The sequence below is a fragment of the Agrobacterium sp. A3-95 genome, from assembly GCF_053521785.1.
In genome coordinates, this window is record NZ_JBNWDR010000005.1 from 1 (window position 1) to 16,481 (window position 16,481).

The window sequence follows — 16,481 nt, forward strand, 5'->3', positions numbered from 1 at the left end:
CCGCAAGGGAGGCATAGAAAGGACGGAATCCTCGTCTCTTTTGGCGGCGCATGCGGGAACCCCTTCCCACCCTTCACGACAGATAGCTTGCGAAGAACCGCAATTTTGCCGGAAGAGCTCTTGCGAAACCCTCTCCGCCGGCTGTCAAAGCACCGGGCCGTGCTTTAGAAACGGCAAAAGAGACGCTTAGACATCAACCCGATTGCCCCAGGCCTGTTTGCATGACCAGAACGCCAGCCCATATAAAGATCGATCTGCCCGTACTTCCCGTCAGCGACGTTCTGGCCGAGATTGCCCAAGCGTTGGACGGGTCAAAGCGTGCCGTTCTCTCGGCTCCTCCGGGTGCGGGCAAAACGACGCTGGTGCCGCTTCATCTCCTGCGTGAGGAATGGCGGGGCGACGGCAAGATCATTCTTCTCGAACCACGCCGGCTTGCCGCCCGGGCCGCGGCTGGACGCATGGCTGATCTTCTTCAGGAGAATGTTGGAGAAACCGTCGGCTATCGTATGCGGCTCGACAATCGCATCTCCTCAAGAACCCGGATTGAAGTGGTGACTGAGGGTGTCTTTGCCCGGATGGTTCTGGACGACCCGGAACTTGCCGGCGTTTCGACGGTGATTTTCGACGAGTTTCACGAACGTTCACTCGATGGCGATTTCGGACTGGCACTTGCGCTCGACGTTCAGGAGGGACTGAGAGACGATCTGCGCATCCTCGTGATGTCCGCCACCCTTGATGTGGAACGCATCAGTGCGCTGATGGGCGATGCCCCTGTCATTCAGAGCCTCGGCCGCACATATCCAATCGACATCCGCTACGAGGACCGCTGGCAGGGTGTGCCTGTCGAAGAGAAAGTCACAAAGGCGATTACCGAAGCTCATGCATCGGAAACCGGCTCCATTCTCGCCTTCCTTCCGGGGCAGGCAGAAATTACTCGCACGGCCAACCGGCTGGAGGGGCGTTTTTCCGACGATACAGATATCATCCCGCTTTACGGCAATCTTTCGCAAAAGGAGCAGGATGCGGCGATCAAGCCGGCACCGGCCGGACGGCGCAAGATCGTGCTTGCCACATCGATCGCAGAAACATCGATCACCATAGACGGCGTGCGTGTGGTGATTGACAGCGGGTTGCAGCGACTACCGGTTTTCGAACCGGCAACGGGAATCACGAGACTGGAGACAGTGCGGGTTTCGCGCGCCTCCGCCGACCAGCGGGCGGGCCGAGCCGGACGAACGGAACCCGGCGTTGCGATCCGCCTGTGGCATCCGGGACAGACGGCAGCGCTCAACGCCTTCACGCCACCGCAAATTCTGGCGAGTGATCTTTCCGGCCTTGCACTCGACCTTGCCCATTGGGGCGTTCATGATCCTTCCGCGCTTTCATTTCTGGATGCCCCTCCCGAAGCGGCATTGAAGGAATCGATCGCGCTTCTCAAAAATCTGGGCGCACTCGATGAAAGCGGCGCGCTCACACGACGCGGCCACCTGATGCGCAGCCTCTCACTACCGCCACGGCTTGCGGCAATGGTAATTGCAGCGGGGAGCGAAGGTGCGGGAAAAAAGGCGGCGATGCTCGCCGTCATGCTGACGGAACAGGGACTGGGCGGAACCGACATTGATCTCGATGAAAGATTGCGGCGCTTTCTTTCCGAGAGAAGCGAAAGGGCGCAAGCGGCGCGCAAGCTGGCGTCTAGACTTCTAGATGCGATCGGCGATGCGCAAACTATGAACGAACAGCCAAGCGAGGCTGGCCCCTTGCTGCTGCACGCCTATCCGGACAGGATTGCGCTTCAGCGAGGAGCGCGCGGTCGTTATGTGATGGCGAACGGCCGGGGTGCAGAACTTGCCGAAACCGAACGGCTGGCGGCGAGCAGGATGCTGGTGGTTGCCGATATTACCGGGCGTGCGGCACAGCCGCGCATCCTTTCGGCAGCAAGCATCGAGCGCACCGATATAGAAGAGCGGATGCCGCATCTTATCGTGCAGCAGGACCAGCTGCTGTTTGACAAGGCAAGCGGTCAGGCGCGTGCACGCCGTGTCACGCGCCTAGGCGCCATCATCCTCGACGAAACGCCCCTGCCCCGCCCGGAGGGTGAACAGGCGGCGCAGGCACTTGCCAACGGCGTTCGGGAATTTGGTGTCGGAATTCTTCCGTTCAAAAAAGAAACCCAGCAGTTGCGCGACAGGATAGGCTTTCTGAATGCCAGCATCGGCGACCCCTGGCCGGATGTCAGCGATGCTGCATTGCTTTTACGGCTGGATGAATGGTTCGTGCCCTTCCAGCACGGCGCCCGCAGCCTTCAGGATATCCGGCCCGGCAGCCTTTCCGAGGGACTTTTAGCCCTGGTGCCTTATGAGGTCGCACGCGATCTGGGCAGGCTTGCGCCGACGCATTTCGAAGCGCCGACGGGCCAGCGGCATCCTATTCGTTACGATGCCAGCGAACCGACGCTTTCCATTCGTGTGCAGGAGCTTTTCGGGCTGACGGCTCATCCCGCCATCGCGCAGGGGCGGTTGCCGCTGCTGCTGGAATTGACCTCGCCGGCGCACAGGCCGATACAGACGACACGCGATCTTCCGGGTTTCTGGGCAGGATCGTGGAAAGATGTACGGGCGGACATGCGCGGGAGGTATCCGCGCCATCCATGGCCTGAGGACCCGGCATCGGCATTGCCGACCAGCCGCGCAAAACCGCGCGGAACGTGATGACGATGAAAAGCACAAAGGAGATGAAGGTGGCTAGCCATCCGATCGAAACAACAAGGCTTGGCCGCGCCAGCCGCAGGATAAGGCTGCAAACCATCGTATGGTTGCGCTGGCTGGCGGTGGCCGGGCAAAGTGCGACGATCCTGCTTGTTGCTTTCGGCTTGAACTTCCCCCTGCCACTTCTGGCTTGCAGCCTTTTGATCGGTGCACTGGCGCTTGCCAACCTGTTTCTCACTGCGCGTTTTCCCTCCACCTATCGTCTGGAGCCTTGGGAAGCGACATTGCTGCTGGCATTCGACCTGCTGCAATTGACGGCGCTCATCTACATCACCGGTGGTCTTTCCAATCCTTTCGCACCGCTGATCTGCGTGCAGGTCATCATCGCCTTCGCGTCGCAGCCCCTTCGGCACTCGCTAATTCTGCTCGCATTTGCCGTCATCTGCTCGACGGCAATCGCTTTTTCGCCGTTTCCAGTTCCGTGGTATCCCGGTGAGGTGCTGCCGATCCAGCTTCTGCTGCATGTGGGCACCTGGGTCGCGATCATTGCCACGACCTCTTTCGCGGCCTTTTATGCCTATCGCGTTTCACACGAGGCCAATCAGCTGGCCGATGCGCTGGCTGCGACCGAACTGGTGCTGGAGCGGGAAAAACATCTCTCGCAGCTAGACGGTCTGGCCGCCGCTGCGGCACACGAGTTGGGCACGCCGCTGGCGACAATCAGCGTCGTCGCCAAGGAAATGGAACGGGAACTCGGAAATGATGAAAGGTTTGGCGAAGACATAGCGCTGCTGCGCAGCCAGAGCGAAAGATGCCGTGATATTCTGCGCCGCCTTACATCGCTTTCCACCGATGATGAGGAGCATATGCGCCGCCTGCCGCTCTCCTCGCTGATTGAGGAGGTGATGGCGCCGCACCGGGAATTCGGAATCCGTCTCGATCTCGTCGAAAAGAACAACCGGATCGACGAGCCGGTTGGCATCCGGAATGCCGGCGTAATTTACGGGCTGGGCAATCTCATCGAAAACGGCGTGGACTATGCGCGGGAAAAAGTGACCGTGACCGTGGAGTACGATTCGCAGAATGTCGCCGTCACCATTGAGGATGATGGACCGGGTTATGCCCATGACGTGCTTGCCCGCATTGGTGAACCCTATGTGACCGAACGTCACAACGATACCCGGGCGGGAGGGCTGGGACTCGGGCTTTTCATTGCAAAGACATTGCTGGAACGCTCCGGCGCCACCGTTACCTTCGAAAATCGCGGTTTGAGCGGAACCGGAGCGCGGGTCACAATCGTCTGGCCTCGAGCGCTTATGGACGATAAAAGAGACCGTTGACTTTACCATTCACGTGGAAGCGGCGATAAGAAGAAAAAGCCGACTAAGTTGCCGAAAGGCCTGAGACATGACGACAGAAGACCAGACCCCCATCAGCGCGACAACGGATGACGACGACCCGATCGGAGCTGACAGATCGCTGCTGATCGTCGATGACGACGGTCCCTTCCTGCGCCGGCTTGCCCGGGCCATGGAAACACGCGGATTTATCGTCGATACCGCCGAGACGGTTAGCGAAGGCATTGCCCGTTCCAAGGCTGCGCCGCCCAAATATGCGGTCGTTGATTTGCGGCTTACGGATGGCAATGGTCTCGAGGTCATCGAAGCCATCCGGCAGTACCGGGACGATACGCAGATTGTCGTCCTGACCGGCTACGGCAATATCGCAACCGCCGTTACCGCCGTGAAGCTTGGGGCGCTGGATTATCTTGCCAAACCGGCCGATGCGGACGATGTCTTCAATGCGCTGACGCAGCGCAAGGGTGAAAAGACTGAAGTGCCCGAAAACCCGATGTCGGCCGACCGGGTGCGTTGGGAGCATATTCAGCGCGTTTATGAAATGTGCGAGCGCAACGTCTCGGAAACCGCCCGCCGGCTTAACATGCACCGGCGAACGCTGCAGCGCATTCTGGCGAAACGCGCGCCGAAGTAGAGCATTTACAGTACAAGTGAGAAGCGGTTTTACATCCGGATACGGTCTGGAACCGGGCATTACTCTCCGAAGCTGCGCCCGGTCGTCCACTCCGCCAGCATCAGCCGGGTTGCAGCGGTTCTCGAGAAATCCAGCATCACCGATTTGCGGGTTGCGGGCGGTAATTTATGCTCCGGCGCATCGCGAAGCATATGGGCGCCATAGCCATCCGACAGGATAAGCCCACATTCTTCCGGAAAGATTTCGACCGGCACTTCCGGATGGGTGGCAAAAAAAAGCCGGTCGCAATGCAGGCGGTATTCCGGCCATTTGCGATCGACGCGGAAGTCCTCGATCGAGGATTTGATTTCGATAATCCAGATTTCACCCTTTGCCGAAAGGCTGATGAGATCGGCCCGTCGTCCGCTTGCAAGCGGCAGTTCCGGCAAAACCGAATGTCGCATCTCGTGCAAAAGCACCTGAACGCCGCGGCGCACCAGCATCGCCTTGTCCGACTGGCGACCGTCGATTAACGGATTATTGTTGGTAAGCGAAAGAATAGTCATGGATAAAGGCTACTGAGGCGTTTGGCCTATTGTTGCAAAAAGGCAATCAACCGGCAATTTTAAAGTCACATTCGTCCTGCAGCAGCGTATCGGCTTGCCAAGAACGGCTTAATGGAAAATAACCGATTTATCCAATTAAGCCTACTCCTTCGCACAATTTGGCGAATTTTCCGCGAGAACGATATGCGCATCCGTACCTCATTGACTGCACTCGGTCTGACGGCAGCACTGGCTCTGGCCGGCTGCGCCGAAACCACATCCCAATCATCCGGCCAGGTAGCGGCGTCAGTGCCGGTCGCTAACCCGGTTCCGGCAAAGGTCGAAACCGTCCAGATCTTCAACGATGTTTACGGCCCTGTGACCGACGCGGGCTATGCGCTGCCCGCCATCCCGATCAATCGTGTGAACGAGAAGTTCCGTCGTCAGATCGTCGAATTCCAGAATAACGAACGGCCGGGCACGATCATCGTCAATACGCGTGAGCGTTTCCTTTATTATATCCTGCCCGGCAACCGCGCAGTTCGTTACGGCATCGGCGTTGGCAAGGCTGGTTTTGCCTGGGCCGGCGAAGCCTATGTCGCCTGGAAGCAGGAATGGCCGATGTGGCATCCGCCGAAGGAAATGGCCGACCGCAAGCCGGAAGTCGCAAAGTATGTCGAGGCAGGCATGGGTCCGGGTCTTTCCAACCCGCTCGGCGCGCGCGCCATGTATCTCTTCAACGAAAAGGGACAGGACACGCTGTTCCGTATCCACGGTTCGCCTGAATGGGCATCGATCGGCACCGCCGCCTCTTCAGGCTGCATCCGCATGATCAACCAGGACGTCATCGACCTTTACAGCCGCGTCCGTCCCGGCCGCAGCACCAAGGTTGTCGTGATCCAGTAAGATCAGATACCAGACAAAGAAAAAGCCGCCGTGGAATTCCCGGCGGCTTTTTTGTTTCTGGAGCATTCCCAGTAAAAGTGCATAGCGGTTTTAAGGTAGAGCACGTCGAACATTGCGTTCAGACAAGACGTGCTCTGGAGTGCCTGTCGGCCTCAAGCCGCCTGCTTCGCCTTCAGTTCGAGGCGACGGCGGTGCAGAACCGGTTCCGTATAACCGTTAGGCTGCTCCCGGCCTTTCAGCACAAGTTCGACGGCGGCCTGAAAAGCGACCGATCCTTCAAAGTTGGACGCCATCGGCAGATAGGCCGAATCTCCGGCATTTTGGCTATCGACCACGGCGGCCATGCGTTTCATGGTCTCAACGATCTGCTCTTGCGTAACCACGCCATGGCGCAGCCAGTTTGCCATATGCTGCGCGGAGATGCGCAGCGTGGCGCGGTCCTCCATCAGTCCGACATTGTTGATATCAGGCACCTTGGAGCAGCCGACGCCCTGATCGACCCAGCGCACGACATATCCCAGAATGCCCTGCGCGTTGTTGTCGAGTTCGCGCTGGATTTCCTCGGGCGTCCAATTGGGACGCGGCACGACCGGCACCGATAGAATATCGGAGAGTTTTGCCCGGCCCCGGCTTTTCAGGTCGTCCTGAACGGCTGCGACATCGACCTTGTGATAATGCGTGGCATGCAGCGTCGCAGCCGTGGGTGAAGGTACCCAGGCGGTGTTGGCGCCTGCCTTCGGATGCGCGATCTTCTGCTCCAGCATGGCGGCCATCAGGTCAGGCATTGCCCACATGCCCTTACCGATCTGCGCATGGCCGGAAAGGCCGCATTCCAGACCGATATCGACGTTCCAGTTCTCGTAAGCCGCAATCCAGGCCGCCTGTTTCATATCGCCCTTGCGGATCATCGGACCCGCTTCCATCGAGGTATGAATTTCGTCGCCCGTGCGGTCGAGGAAGCCGGTATTGATGAAGACGACCCGGTCTTTTGCCGCGCGAATGCTTTCCTTGAGGTTGACCGTGGTGCGGCGTTCCTCGTCCATGATGCCCATTTTCATGGTGTTCGGCGCCATGCCGACAAGCTTTTCGGCCCGCGTGAAAATCTCGTTGGCGAAGGCGACTTCCTCCGGCCCGTGCATCTTCGGCTTGACGACATACATGGAACCGGCGCGGGAATTCTGGCGACGGCCGGAGGGGCCGACATCGTAAAGCGCAATCAGCGCTGTGACGACGGCGTCCATGATACCTTCCGGCACCTCGCGGCCATCCTTGTCGAGGATCGCCGGATTGGTCATGAGGTGACCGACATTACGCACCAGCATCAGGGAACGCCCCGGCAGAGTAAGTGCTCCACCATCGGGGGCGGTGTAATAACGATCCGGGTTGAGACTACGGGTGAAGATGTTACCGCCCTTGGAAACCTTCTCCGTCAGGTCGCCGCGCATCAGGCCAAGCCAGTTGCCATAAACCAGCACCTTGTCCTCGGCATCAACAGCGGCAACGGAATCCTCGCAGTCCATGATGGTTGTCAGCGCCGATTCGAGAATGACATCCGAGATGCCCGCCTTGTCACCCTTGCCGATTTCCGTCGAGGGATCGATGACGATCTCGGTGTGCAGACCATTCTTGCCAAGCAGGATCGTTGCCGGCTTTTCCGCATCGCCGGTAAAGCCCTTGAATTGCTCGGCATCTTTCAGGCCCGTTTTGCTGTCACCGATTGCAAGCTGCAAGAGGCCGTCAACGATCTTGAAGCCGGTCACATCCGACCAGCCTGCCGTTTCGAGCGGAGCTGATTCGTTGAGGAAGTTCCGCGCCCAGGCAATGACCTTTTCGCCGCGTTTCGGATTATAGCCCCTGCCCTTTTCCGCACCATCGGCGTCAGAAATGGCATCCGTGCCGTAAAGCGCATCGTAAAGCGAACCCCAGCGGGCATTGGCGGCGTTCAGCGCATAACGGGCATTCATGACCGGCACGACAAGCTGCGGGCCTGCGACAGCGGCAATTTCCGAATCGACGTTGCTGGTTTCGACCTTAAAGCCGGGTCCTTCCGGCAGCAGATAGCCGATTTCCTTCAGGAAGCCCTCATAGACATCAAAATCCGTCGGGGCGCCATTCTGCCGGTACCAGCCATCCAGTTTTTCCTGCAAGGCGTCGCGCTTTGCGAGCAATTCACGATTCTTAGGGGAAAGCTCGTGGACGATGGCGGAAAAGCCTTCGAAGAAGGTTTCTGCATCAAGACCCGTGCCCGGCAGAACGTCATCCGTCAAAAAAGCATAAAGCCTGTCATCAATGGAAAGACCGAATTTATTGGTGCGGCTCACATGCGCCTCCTCTTTATCTTAAGGGCGCAGATTGGACGCTGAGGCAGGCGCTCGTCAATTGCGAGAGGCAACCAAATATTATTTCCGTTTTGGAAAGAATGCCGACGATAATCGTCTTTTTCTACAAAAGCGCCTGCAAATCCTTGATGCGATCGTTCACCAGCCAGCCGTAATAGTTTTCTTCCGGCAAAAGCGGCTGTTCTCCACCTGCGGCGCGCTGACGATTTTTCTGGGCGAGAGCGGCAGCGCGCTGCGCGGATCCGCCGACATTATAAAGCGTGGACGTTACACCAGGATTTTTGGAAACATCCATGTCGGCAATCGACCTGTAGTCGTCGATCGATTTGCGGATGGAAGCTGCCATGAAGGCGAGCGAGCGATCCGGGTCCATGATCGCGGTATAAACGGCGGTCGCATCGTTTTCGTCGAGCTTCTCATAACCTGAGGTTTTCGACACCATGTCGGACAACATCAATGCCGTGAGCGGATTGATCTGGCCGAGACCGAAGGTCTGTCCGGCATAAAAGGGCTGGAAAAATACAGCGCTGAAACGATTGTTCGGATAGGCAACGCCATCTACCGTCTTGCCGCGGAAGCTGTCGTCCCAGACGTCTTCCCGACAGTTCCAAAGGCTATAGGAATCCTTTTTCGACTGGCACCTGGCGAATTGCGAATGCGTCAGAAACTGCGCGATGGTTTCGTCCTTGTAGCCGAAACGGAAGCTGCTGCCGGCATAGGAGGCGGCCTTGACGTAGTAGGATTGCAGGCGGTCATAGGCGTCGACGTTATAGGTATGCTCGCCGACAATCGCCCCGATCATGTGGATCGGATCGATACCGTAGCGCCCGGCGGTAGACTTGATCTTGCCGATCAGTGCCTTGTCGGAAGACAGGAGGTCGATCACCTTCTGGTATTTACGCTCGAAAGACGTATTGGAACCCTTGGTTCGACGTGCGGAAGCCCCCGGAATGCCCGGCTGTTCGGCATTGCGATTGCCAGGCGGGACGACCGTCGCGGCCTCGGCATAAGAAGACGAGACGACGGTGAACGTCAAAGCGGCGGCAAATGCCAGAAGAGTTTTGCGCACGAGCGAATGCCTTTTCTCAAGCCGACCTCTCCCGAACCAAGAGAAAACCGGACCATTCCATAAAGCGGTTCCAACCGGAATGCAGCCTTTCCCATAAACAAAAAGGGGGCTGAATGCGAGACAAGGCCGTAAAATAAAAGAGTGCGGCAAATGTGGCCGCACTCTCGTGTCTTTGCTCTCCAAGATATTCAGAGAATATAGCGGGACAAATCCGTATCGGCGGCAAGATCGCCGACGTGCTTTTTGACATATTCCTGATCGATCTTGACGGCAGAGCCACCACGATCGGGTGCGTTGAAGGAAATCTCGTCGAGAACACGCTCCATCACTGTCTGAAGGCGGCGCGCACCGATATTCTCGACCGACGAGTTGAGATGAACAGCCACGTCGGCCAGAGCGTCGATCGCATCGTCCGTGAAGTCGAGATCGAGTTCTTCCGTCGCCATCAGCGCCTTGTACTGGCGGATGAGGCTTGCTTCCGTCTCGGTCAGGATACGGCGGAAGTCCTCCTTCGTCAGCGGCTTCAGCTCGACACGGATCGGCAGGCGGCCCTGAAGCTCCGGCAGAAGGTCGGACGGCTTTGCCACATGGAACGCGCCGGATGCGATGAACAGAACGTGGTCGGTTTTCACCGGCCCGTATTTCGTCGAGACGGTCGTGCCTTCAACGAGCGGCAGAAGATCGCGCTGCACGCCTTCACGCGAGACGCCGGCACCCATGCCGCCGTCGCGGGCGGCAATCTTGTCGATCTCATCGAGGAAGACGATGCCGTCATTTTCCACCGACTTCACCGCTTCACGCTGGATCATGTCATTATCGAGCAGCTTGTCGGATTCGTCGCGAACGAGATCGGTATAGGATTTCGAGACGGTGGTGCGCACCTTCTTGGTACGTCCGCCCATCGCCTTGCCGAACATTTCCGACAGGTTGAGAACGCCGATATTGGCGCCCGGCATGCCAGGGATTTCAAAGCCGGGCATTCCCGAACCGCTGTCGGCCACTTCGATGTCGATTTCCTTGTCGTCCAGCTCGCCGTCGCGCAGCTTCTTGCGGAAGCTCTCACGTGTCGCGGGTGACGCGGTCGATCCGACCAGTGCGTCGAGCACCCGCTCTTCGGCGCTCTGATGCGCCTTGGCCTGTACTTCCGCGCGCTTCTTTTCACGCACGAGGCCAATGCCGATCTCGACCAGATCGCGGATGATCTGCTCGACATCGCGACCGACATAACCGACTTCGGTAAATTTGGTCGCTTCGACCTTGATGAAGGGCGCGCCGGCAAGCTTGGCGAGACGGCGGGAAATCTCCGTCTTGCCGACACCGGTCGGTCCGATCATCAGGATGTTTTTCGGCATCACTTCGTCGCGCAGGCTCTCATCGAGCTGCTGGCGACGCCAACGGTTGCGCAGTGCAATCGCGACCGCACGTTTCGCATCATGCTGGCCGATGATGTGGCGGTCCAATTCCGAGACAATTTCCCGGGGAGAAAAAGTGGTCATTCTGTCCTCTCGGCTTTCCTGTTCCGGCCGGCCATTCTGGCCCGGCCCACAGGACCCTTGGGTGAGAAATGGGGGTGAGAAATATGCTTACTCGGCGTCGAGGCTTTCGATGACGAGGTTATGGTTGGTGTAAACACAGATATCGGCGGCGATATCGAGCGACTTGCGCGCCACCTCCTCTGCCGACTTGTCCGTATCCATCATGGCGCGGGCAGCCGCAAAGGCGTAGTTGCCGCCGGAGCCGATGGCGATCGCGCCATGTTCAGGTTCCAGCACGTCACCATTACCGGTGATGGCGAGTGTCGTGGATTTGTCGGCCACCAGCATCATGGCTTCGAGGTTGCGCAGATATTTATCCGTGCGCCAGTCCTTTGCAAGCTCTACGGCCGCGCGCATGAGCTGACCGGGATATTGCTCGAGTTTCTTTTCGAGACGGTCGAGCAGCGTGAAGGCATCCGCCGTTGCGCCGGCAAAACCGGCAATCACTTCACCCTTGCCAATGCGTCGAACCTTGCGGGCATTGCCCTTCATGACGGTCTGGCCAAGACTTACCTGACCATCGCCAGCCATGACGACCTTGCCGCCCTTCCTGACTGTAATAATCGTTGTCATCAAACACCTGTCTGCCCTACCGGGCCTGCGGTTAACGGGCCGGCATCCGGCCCTTCTGGGCATCTATGTAAGTTTGCTTTTCACGATTGCAAATCCTGCCCGCACTGCACTGTTTTGCGCAGATCATGCAAGACGATGGAACAACTGGATATTTGTGTCTCGTGCTGATAAGGAACGGCGACATTTTCACGGAGCGGCCACAGATGGCAGAACGTAAAGGCGAGATCATCCGCAAGACCAACGAAACCTCGGTTTCGGTGCGCGTGGATATCGACGGCACCGGCAAGTCGACAATTTCCACCGGGGTGGGATTTTTCGATCATATGCTGGACCAGCTGAGCCGCCATTCGCTGATCGACATGGATATCGAGGTTCAAGGTGACCTGCATATCGATGATCACCATACGGTCGAAGATACCGGCATCGCCATCGGCCAGGCCATCGCGAAGGCGTTGGGTGACAGGCGCGGCATTACCCGCTACGCCTCGCTCGATCTTGCCATGGATGAGACGATGACCAAGGCTGCCGTGGATATTTCCGGCCGTCCCTTCCTTGTGTGGAATGTCAACTTCTCCGCGCCGAAGATCGGCACATTCGACACCGAGCTTGTGCGCGAATTCTTTCAGGCGCTGGCCCAGAATGCCGGCATCACGCTGCATATCCTGAACCATTACGGCGCCAACAACCATCATATCGCCGAAACATGCTTCAAGGCCGTTGCCCGCGTTCTTCGCGCGGCAACCGAGATCGACCCCCGGCAGGCAGGCCGCGTTCCCTCGACAAAGGGCATGCTGGCCTGACCGCCAAAGCTGTCAGGAAGCCCATGACAAGCTATCTCGTTCTGGAAGCCCCCAACGGGCCGGACAGGGACCACAAGACGACCCGCTTCATAGCAGACCGTTTCGTCTGGCTGGCACTTATTGCGCCCTGGCTGTGGCTGGCCGTAAACCGGCTGTGGCTGGCCGCGATCGTCGTATTTGCAGTTCTCGTTCTGGCCGGTTGGGCATCAATGTTACTCGGATTCGAACCGGTGGGCATTTTGTGCAGCGTCGCCATTGCCCTCATCACTGCACTGGAGGGGCGCGATTTTCTCGTCCGGCACCTGATAGGCAAGGGCTGGAAGATGACCTCGGTCATTTCCGCCCCTGACCTTTCGAGTGCCGAAGAGATATATTTCTCCGATCTTTCCGAAAATACCGAGCCGTCGGGACAGCTGTCGCAGCCGGTATGGACACCCTCGCCGCAGAAGAGCGGTGACAAAAACTTCGTCAACGATCCCTCCGGATCGTTTCTTTTCGACTTGAATGGAAGGCGCTGACATGCGCGTCGCGATCATCGACTACGGTTCTGGCAACCTGCGTTCGGCCACCAAGGCTTTCGAGCGCGCCGCCCGCGAAGCCGGCATTAATGCAACCATTGACCTGACCGATAAGCCGGATCACGTCGCATCTGCGGACCGCATCGTACTGCCAGGCGTCGGCGCCTATGCCGATTGCCGCGCCGGTCTCGAAGCTGTGCCCGGCATGCATGAGGCGCTTATCGAAGCCGTCGAGAAAAAAGCTCATCCCTTCCTCGGCATCTGCGTCGGAATGCAGCTGATGTCTTCGCGCGGTCTCGAAAAGACTGTCAGCACGGGGCTTGGCTGGATCGAAGGCGATGTCATTGAAATGACGCCCTCCGATCCGACGCTTAAAATCCCGCAGATTGGCTGGAATACGCTGGAAATCCGGCATCAGCATCCCCTGTTCGACGGTATCAGGACCGGCGCTGACGGCTTGCATGCCTATTTCGTGCATTCCTATCATCTGGCGGCGAAACATCCGGCGGATGTCATCGCCACCACCAATTACGGTGGCGCGATGACGGCTTTCGTTGGTCGCGACAATATGGCTGGCGCGCAGTTCCACCCGGAAAAAAGCCAGACGCTCGGCCTCGCCCTGATTTCCAATTTCCTGCGCTGGAAGCCCTGACATGATTCTTTTTCCCGCAATCGATCTTAAAGACGGCCAGTGCGTTCGCCTGAAACTCGGCGATATGGAGCAGGCAACCGTTTACAATACGGACCCCGGCGCGCAGGCGAAATCCTTCGAGGACCAAGGCTTCGAGTGGCTGCATGTCGTCGATCTCAACGGTGCCTTCGCTGGCCAGACGGTGAATGGCGAAGCGGTAGATGCCATTCTCAAGGCCACGACAAACCCGGTGCAGCTTGGCGGCGGCATCCGCACTCTCGATCATATTGAGGCGTGGCTCAGCCGTGGGCTTGCCCGCGTCATTCTCGGCACCGTGGCGGTACGCGATCCCGTTCTGGTTATCGAAGCCTGCAAGCGTTTCCCCGGTCAGGTCGCTGTCGGCATCGACGCCAAAGGCGGCAAGGTTGCTGTTGAGGGCTGGGCGGAAGCCTCAGAACTCGGCGTCATCGAACTTGCCAAACGTTTCGAAGGTGCCGGCGTTGCCGCCATCATCTACACCGATATCGATCGCGACGGCATTCTGGCTGGCATCAACTGGGCCTCGACACTCGAACTGGCAGATGCCGTGTCGATCCCGGTCATCGCCTCCGGCGGCCTTGCTTCCATCGAAGACATCAAGCGCATGTTGCAGCCGGATGCCGCAAAGCTAGAGGGCGCAATTTCAGGCCGCGCGCTTTATGACGGGCGCATCGATCCTGCCGAGGCGCTCGCCCTCATCAAGGCTGCCAAGGAGATAAGCGCATGACCCTCAAAGCCCGCGTTATTCCCTGCCTCGATGTAAAAGACGGCCGAGTCGTCAAGGGTGTGAACTTCGTCGATCTTATCGACGCCGGCGACCCAGTCGAGGCGGCGAAGGCCTATGATGCGGCGGGAGCGGACGAACTCTGCTTTCTCGACATCACTGCCTCGTCCGACAATCGCGACACGATTTTCGACGTGGTATCGCGCACGGCCGACCATTGCTTCATGCCGCTGACCGTCGGCGGCGGCGTCCGCGCCGTGGCTGACATCCGCAAGCTGCTTCTCTGCGGTGCAGACAAGGTCTCCATCAATTCCGCAGCGGTGAAAGATCCTGATTTCGTCGCGCAGGCTGCCGACAAATTCGGCAACCAGTGTATCGTCGTCTCCATCGACGCCAAGCGGGTTTCGAAGGACGGGGAAGACGGGCGCTGGGAGATCTTCACGCATGGCGGACGTCAGCCAACCGGAATCGACGCCGTGGAATTTGCCATCAAGATGGTCGAACGCGGTGCCGGCGAATTGCTCGTCACCTCGATGGACCGCGATGGCACCAAAAGCGGATACGATATCGGCCTGACACGCAGCATTGCCGATCAGGTTCGCGTGCCCGTCATCGCCTCGGGTGGCGTCGGAACGCTGGATGATCTGGTAGCCGGCGTTCGCGATGGCCATGCGACTGCGGTGCTTGCCGCTTCCATCTTCCACTTCGGCACCTATTCGATCGGGCAAGCCAAGAGCTACATGGCCGAGCATGGCATCGCCATGCGTCTCGACTGATTGCAGGAACCTTTCCATGAGCGCATTTTCCCTTTCCGATCTGGAACGCATCGTCGCGACACGCGCCGCCGCCTCTCCCGATGAATCCTGGACGGCCAAACTTGTTGCGGCGGGCCAGGAACGTGCGGCGAAAAAACTGGGCGAAGAGGCTGTTGAGGCCGTGATCGCCGCCATCGCGAAAGACCGCGACGGGCTGAAAAACGAGGCCGCCGATCTGCTTTATCACCTGCTGGTGGTGTTGAAGATCGCCGACATTCCCCTTGCCGACGTCTTTGCCGAGCTGGAGCGCCGGACCGGACAGACCGGACTTGCGGAAAAGGCAGCGAGGCCGACATCATGAATGTCAAGGCAGGCAGCGGGGAGAGAGGCATGCCGAGCACACTCGATCATTTCCGCCCGGATGAATATTCGCCCTATCACTTCTTCAGCTCGGAAGAATGGGCAAAGTTTCGCGCCGACACACCACTCACCCTTTCCGCCGACGAGGTCAAAAGACTGCGTTCGCTGGACGACCCGATTGATCTGGACGAAGTGCGGCGTATCTATCTGTCGCTGTCGCGCCTCCTGTCATCGCATGTGGAAGCATCGCAGCTGCTGTTCGAACAGCGCAACCGCTTCCTGAACATGGCGGATGTCAACAAGACGCCCTTCGTCATCGGCATTGCCGGGTCGGTGGCGGTTGGAAAATCGACAACGGCGCGTATTTTGAAGGAGCTTCTGGCCCGCTGGCCCTCCAGCCCGAAGGTCGATCTCATCACCACCGACGGGTTTCTTTACCCGAACGAGGTGCTGCGGCGCGAAAACCTGATGGAGCGCAAGGGCTTTCCGGAAAGCTACGACATCGGTGCGCTGCTGCGTTTCCTCTCGGCGATCAAGGCGGGCCAGCCGAATGTGAAGGCGCCACGCTACTCGCATCTGACCTATGACGTGCTGCCGAACGAATTCACTGTCATCGACCAGCCGGATATCCTCATCTTCGAAGGCATCAACGTGCTGCAATCACGCGACCTGCCGGCGGGCGGGCGGATCGTGCCGATCGTTTCCGACTTCTTCGATTTCTCGATCTACATCGATGCGGATGAGGACTTCATTCACAACTGGTATGTGAACCGGTTCATGAATCTGCGGCAAACCGCCTTCCGAGACCCGAATTCATTCTTCAATCGCTATGCGTCGATCAGCGAAGAGGCGGCGCTCAGCATTGCCGAGGGCCTCTGGCAGAACATCAACCTGAAGAACCTGCGCCAGAACATCGTGCCCACGCGTCCACGCGCCGATCTTATCCTGCGCAAGGGCAAAAACCACCTGATCGACACGGTGGCGCTTCGCAAGTTGTGAACGATGCCGCAA

Annotated in this window: 16 protein-coding genes; 11 read left to right on the forward strand and 5 right to left on the reverse strand. The window is 58.6% G+C overall.

What is annotated here, in order from left to right; translation table 11 throughout:
* Nucleotides 1–221: 221 nt before the first annotated feature.
* From hrpB to ACQZ5Y_RS14635, 3 genes are all read left to right on the forward strand, one after another.
* Nucleotides 222–2,708, forward strand: coding sequence for an ATP-dependent helicase HrpB (gene hrpB, locus ACQZ5Y_RS14625; protein WP_174050264.1), 2,487 nt, complete (start codon nucleotides 222–224; stop codon nucleotides 2,706–2,708).
* Nucleotides 2,709–2,737: 29 nt separating this feature from the next.
* Nucleotides 2,738–4,045, forward strand: coding sequence for an ActS/PrrB/RegB family redox-sensitive histidine kinase (locus ACQZ5Y_RS14630; protein ID WP_211380936.1), 1,308 nt, complete (start codon nucleotides 2,738–2,740; stop codon nucleotides 4,043–4,045).
* A gap of 67 nt (nucleotides 4,046–4,112) precedes the next feature.
* Nucleotides 4,113–4,697 carry an ActR/PrrA/RegA family redox response regulator transcription factor gene (locus ACQZ5Y_RS14635; protein ID WP_003516258.1) on the forward strand — a complete coding sequence of 195 codons (585 nt, stop codon included), beginning with the start codon at nucleotides 4,113–4,115 and terminating at the stop codon, nucleotides 4,695–4,697.
* Between the two features lie 59 nt (nucleotides 4,698–4,756).
* Here the strand turns inward: ACQZ5Y_RS14635 and ACQZ5Y_RS14640 are convergent, their stop codons facing one another.
* On the reverse strand, nucleotides 4,757–5,242 hold the full coding sequence (locus ACQZ5Y_RS14640) for an MmcB family DNA repair protein (RefSeq protein ID WP_013635204.1): 486 nt from the start codon (nucleotides 5,240–5,242) through the stop codon (nucleotides 4,757–4,759).
* Nucleotides 5,243–5,425: 183 nt separating this feature from the next.
* Here ACQZ5Y_RS14640 and ACQZ5Y_RS14645 point away from each other — a divergent pair, with 183 nt between their 5' ends.
* On the forward strand, nucleotides 5,426–6,127 hold the full coding sequence (locus ACQZ5Y_RS14645) for a L,D-transpeptidase (protein WP_003516268.1): 702 nt from the start codon (nucleotides 5,426–5,428) through the stop codon (nucleotides 6,125–6,127).
* A gap of 152 nt (nucleotides 6,128–6,279) precedes the next feature.
* On the opposite strand, the gene ACQZ5Y_RS14650 is transcribed toward ACQZ5Y_RS14645, so the two are convergent.
* The 4 genes from ACQZ5Y_RS14650 to hslV form a co-directional block, all read right to left on the reverse strand.
* Nucleotides 6,280–8,448, reverse strand: coding sequence for a malate synthase G (locus tag ACQZ5Y_RS14650; RefSeq protein WP_174050260.1), 2,169 nt, complete (start codon nucleotides 8,446–8,448; stop codon nucleotides 6,280–6,282).
* 121 nt (nucleotides 8,449–8,569) lie between these two features.
* Nucleotides 8,570–9,535: a DUF1402 family protein gene (locus ACQZ5Y_RS14655; RefSeq protein ID WP_003516272.1), complete on the reverse strand. Its 966-nt coding sequence runs from the start codon at nucleotides 9,533–9,535 to the stop codon at nucleotides 8,570–8,572.
* Between the two features lie 188 nt (nucleotides 9,536–9,723).
* Nucleotides 9,724–11,031 carry an ATP-dependent protease ATPase subunit HslU gene (gene hslU, locus ACQZ5Y_RS14660; RefSeq protein ID WP_003516274.1) on the reverse strand — a complete coding sequence of 436 codons (1,308 nt, stop codon included), beginning with the start codon at nucleotides 11,029–11,031 and terminating at the stop codon, nucleotides 9,724–9,726.
* Between the two features lie 87 nt (nucleotides 11,032–11,118).
* Complete coding sequence (hslV, locus tag ACQZ5Y_RS14665; protein WP_019565925.1) at nucleotides 11,119–11,643, reverse strand: ATP-dependent protease subunit HslV; 525 nt, start codon at nucleotides 11,641–11,643, stop codon at nucleotides 11,119–11,121.
* Between the two features lie 203 nt (nucleotides 11,644–11,846).
* Between hslV and hisB the strand changes: the two genes are divergently transcribed.
* Genes hisB through coaA form a run of 7 tightly spaced genes read left to right on the forward strand, consistent with a single transcriptional unit; the run spans nucleotide 11,847 to nucleotide 16,469 of the window.
* A complete protein-coding gene (gene hisB, locus ACQZ5Y_RS14670; RefSeq protein ID WP_003516285.1) occupies nucleotides 11,847–12,443 on the forward strand; it encodes an imidazoleglycerol-phosphate dehydratase HisB in 597 nt (198 codons plus the stop codon).
* 23 nt (nucleotides 12,444–12,466) lie between these two features.
* A complete protein-coding gene (locus ACQZ5Y_RS14675; RefSeq protein ID WP_174050258.1) occupies nucleotides 12,467–12,961 on the forward strand; it encodes a DUF2628 domain-containing protein in 495 nt (164 codons plus the stop codon).
* A gap of 1 nt (nucleotide 12,962) precedes the next feature.
* Complete coding sequence (hisH, locus tag ACQZ5Y_RS14680; RefSeq protein ID WP_003516289.1) at nucleotides 12,963–13,613, forward strand: imidazole glycerol phosphate synthase subunit HisH; 651 nt, start codon at nucleotides 12,963–12,965, stop codon at nucleotides 13,611–13,613.
* Between the two features lies 1 nt (nucleotide 13,614).
* Nucleotides 13,615–14,358: a 1-(5-phosphoribosyl)-5-[(5-phosphoribosylamino)methylideneamino]imidazole-4-carboxamide isomerase gene (hisA, locus tag ACQZ5Y_RS14685; RefSeq protein ID WP_013635199.1), complete on the forward strand. Its 744-nt coding sequence runs from the start codon at nucleotides 13,615–13,617 to the stop codon at nucleotides 14,356–14,358.
* Nucleotides 14,355–15,131, forward strand: a complete 777-nt coding sequence (hisF, locus tag ACQZ5Y_RS14690; protein ID WP_003516294.1) for an imidazole glycerol phosphate synthase subunit HisF — start codon at nucleotides 14,355–14,357, stop codon at nucleotides 15,129–15,131. Before hisA ends, hisF begins: the two co-directional genes overlap by 4 nt.
* Before the next feature lie 16 nt (nucleotides 15,132–15,147).
* Nucleotides 15,148–15,471, forward strand: coding sequence for a phosphoribosyl-ATP diphosphatase (locus ACQZ5Y_RS14695; protein ID WP_003516295.1), 324 nt, complete (start codon nucleotides 15,148–15,150; stop codon nucleotides 15,469–15,471).
* Complete coding sequence (gene coaA, locus ACQZ5Y_RS14700; RefSeq protein ID WP_019565929.1) at nucleotides 15,468–16,469, forward strand: type I pantothenate kinase; 1,002 nt, start codon at nucleotides 15,468–15,470, stop codon at nucleotides 16,467–16,469. The genes ACQZ5Y_RS14695 and coaA overlap by 4 nt, the downstream gene beginning before the upstream one ends.
* Nucleotides 16,470–16,481 lie beyond the last annotated feature (12 nt).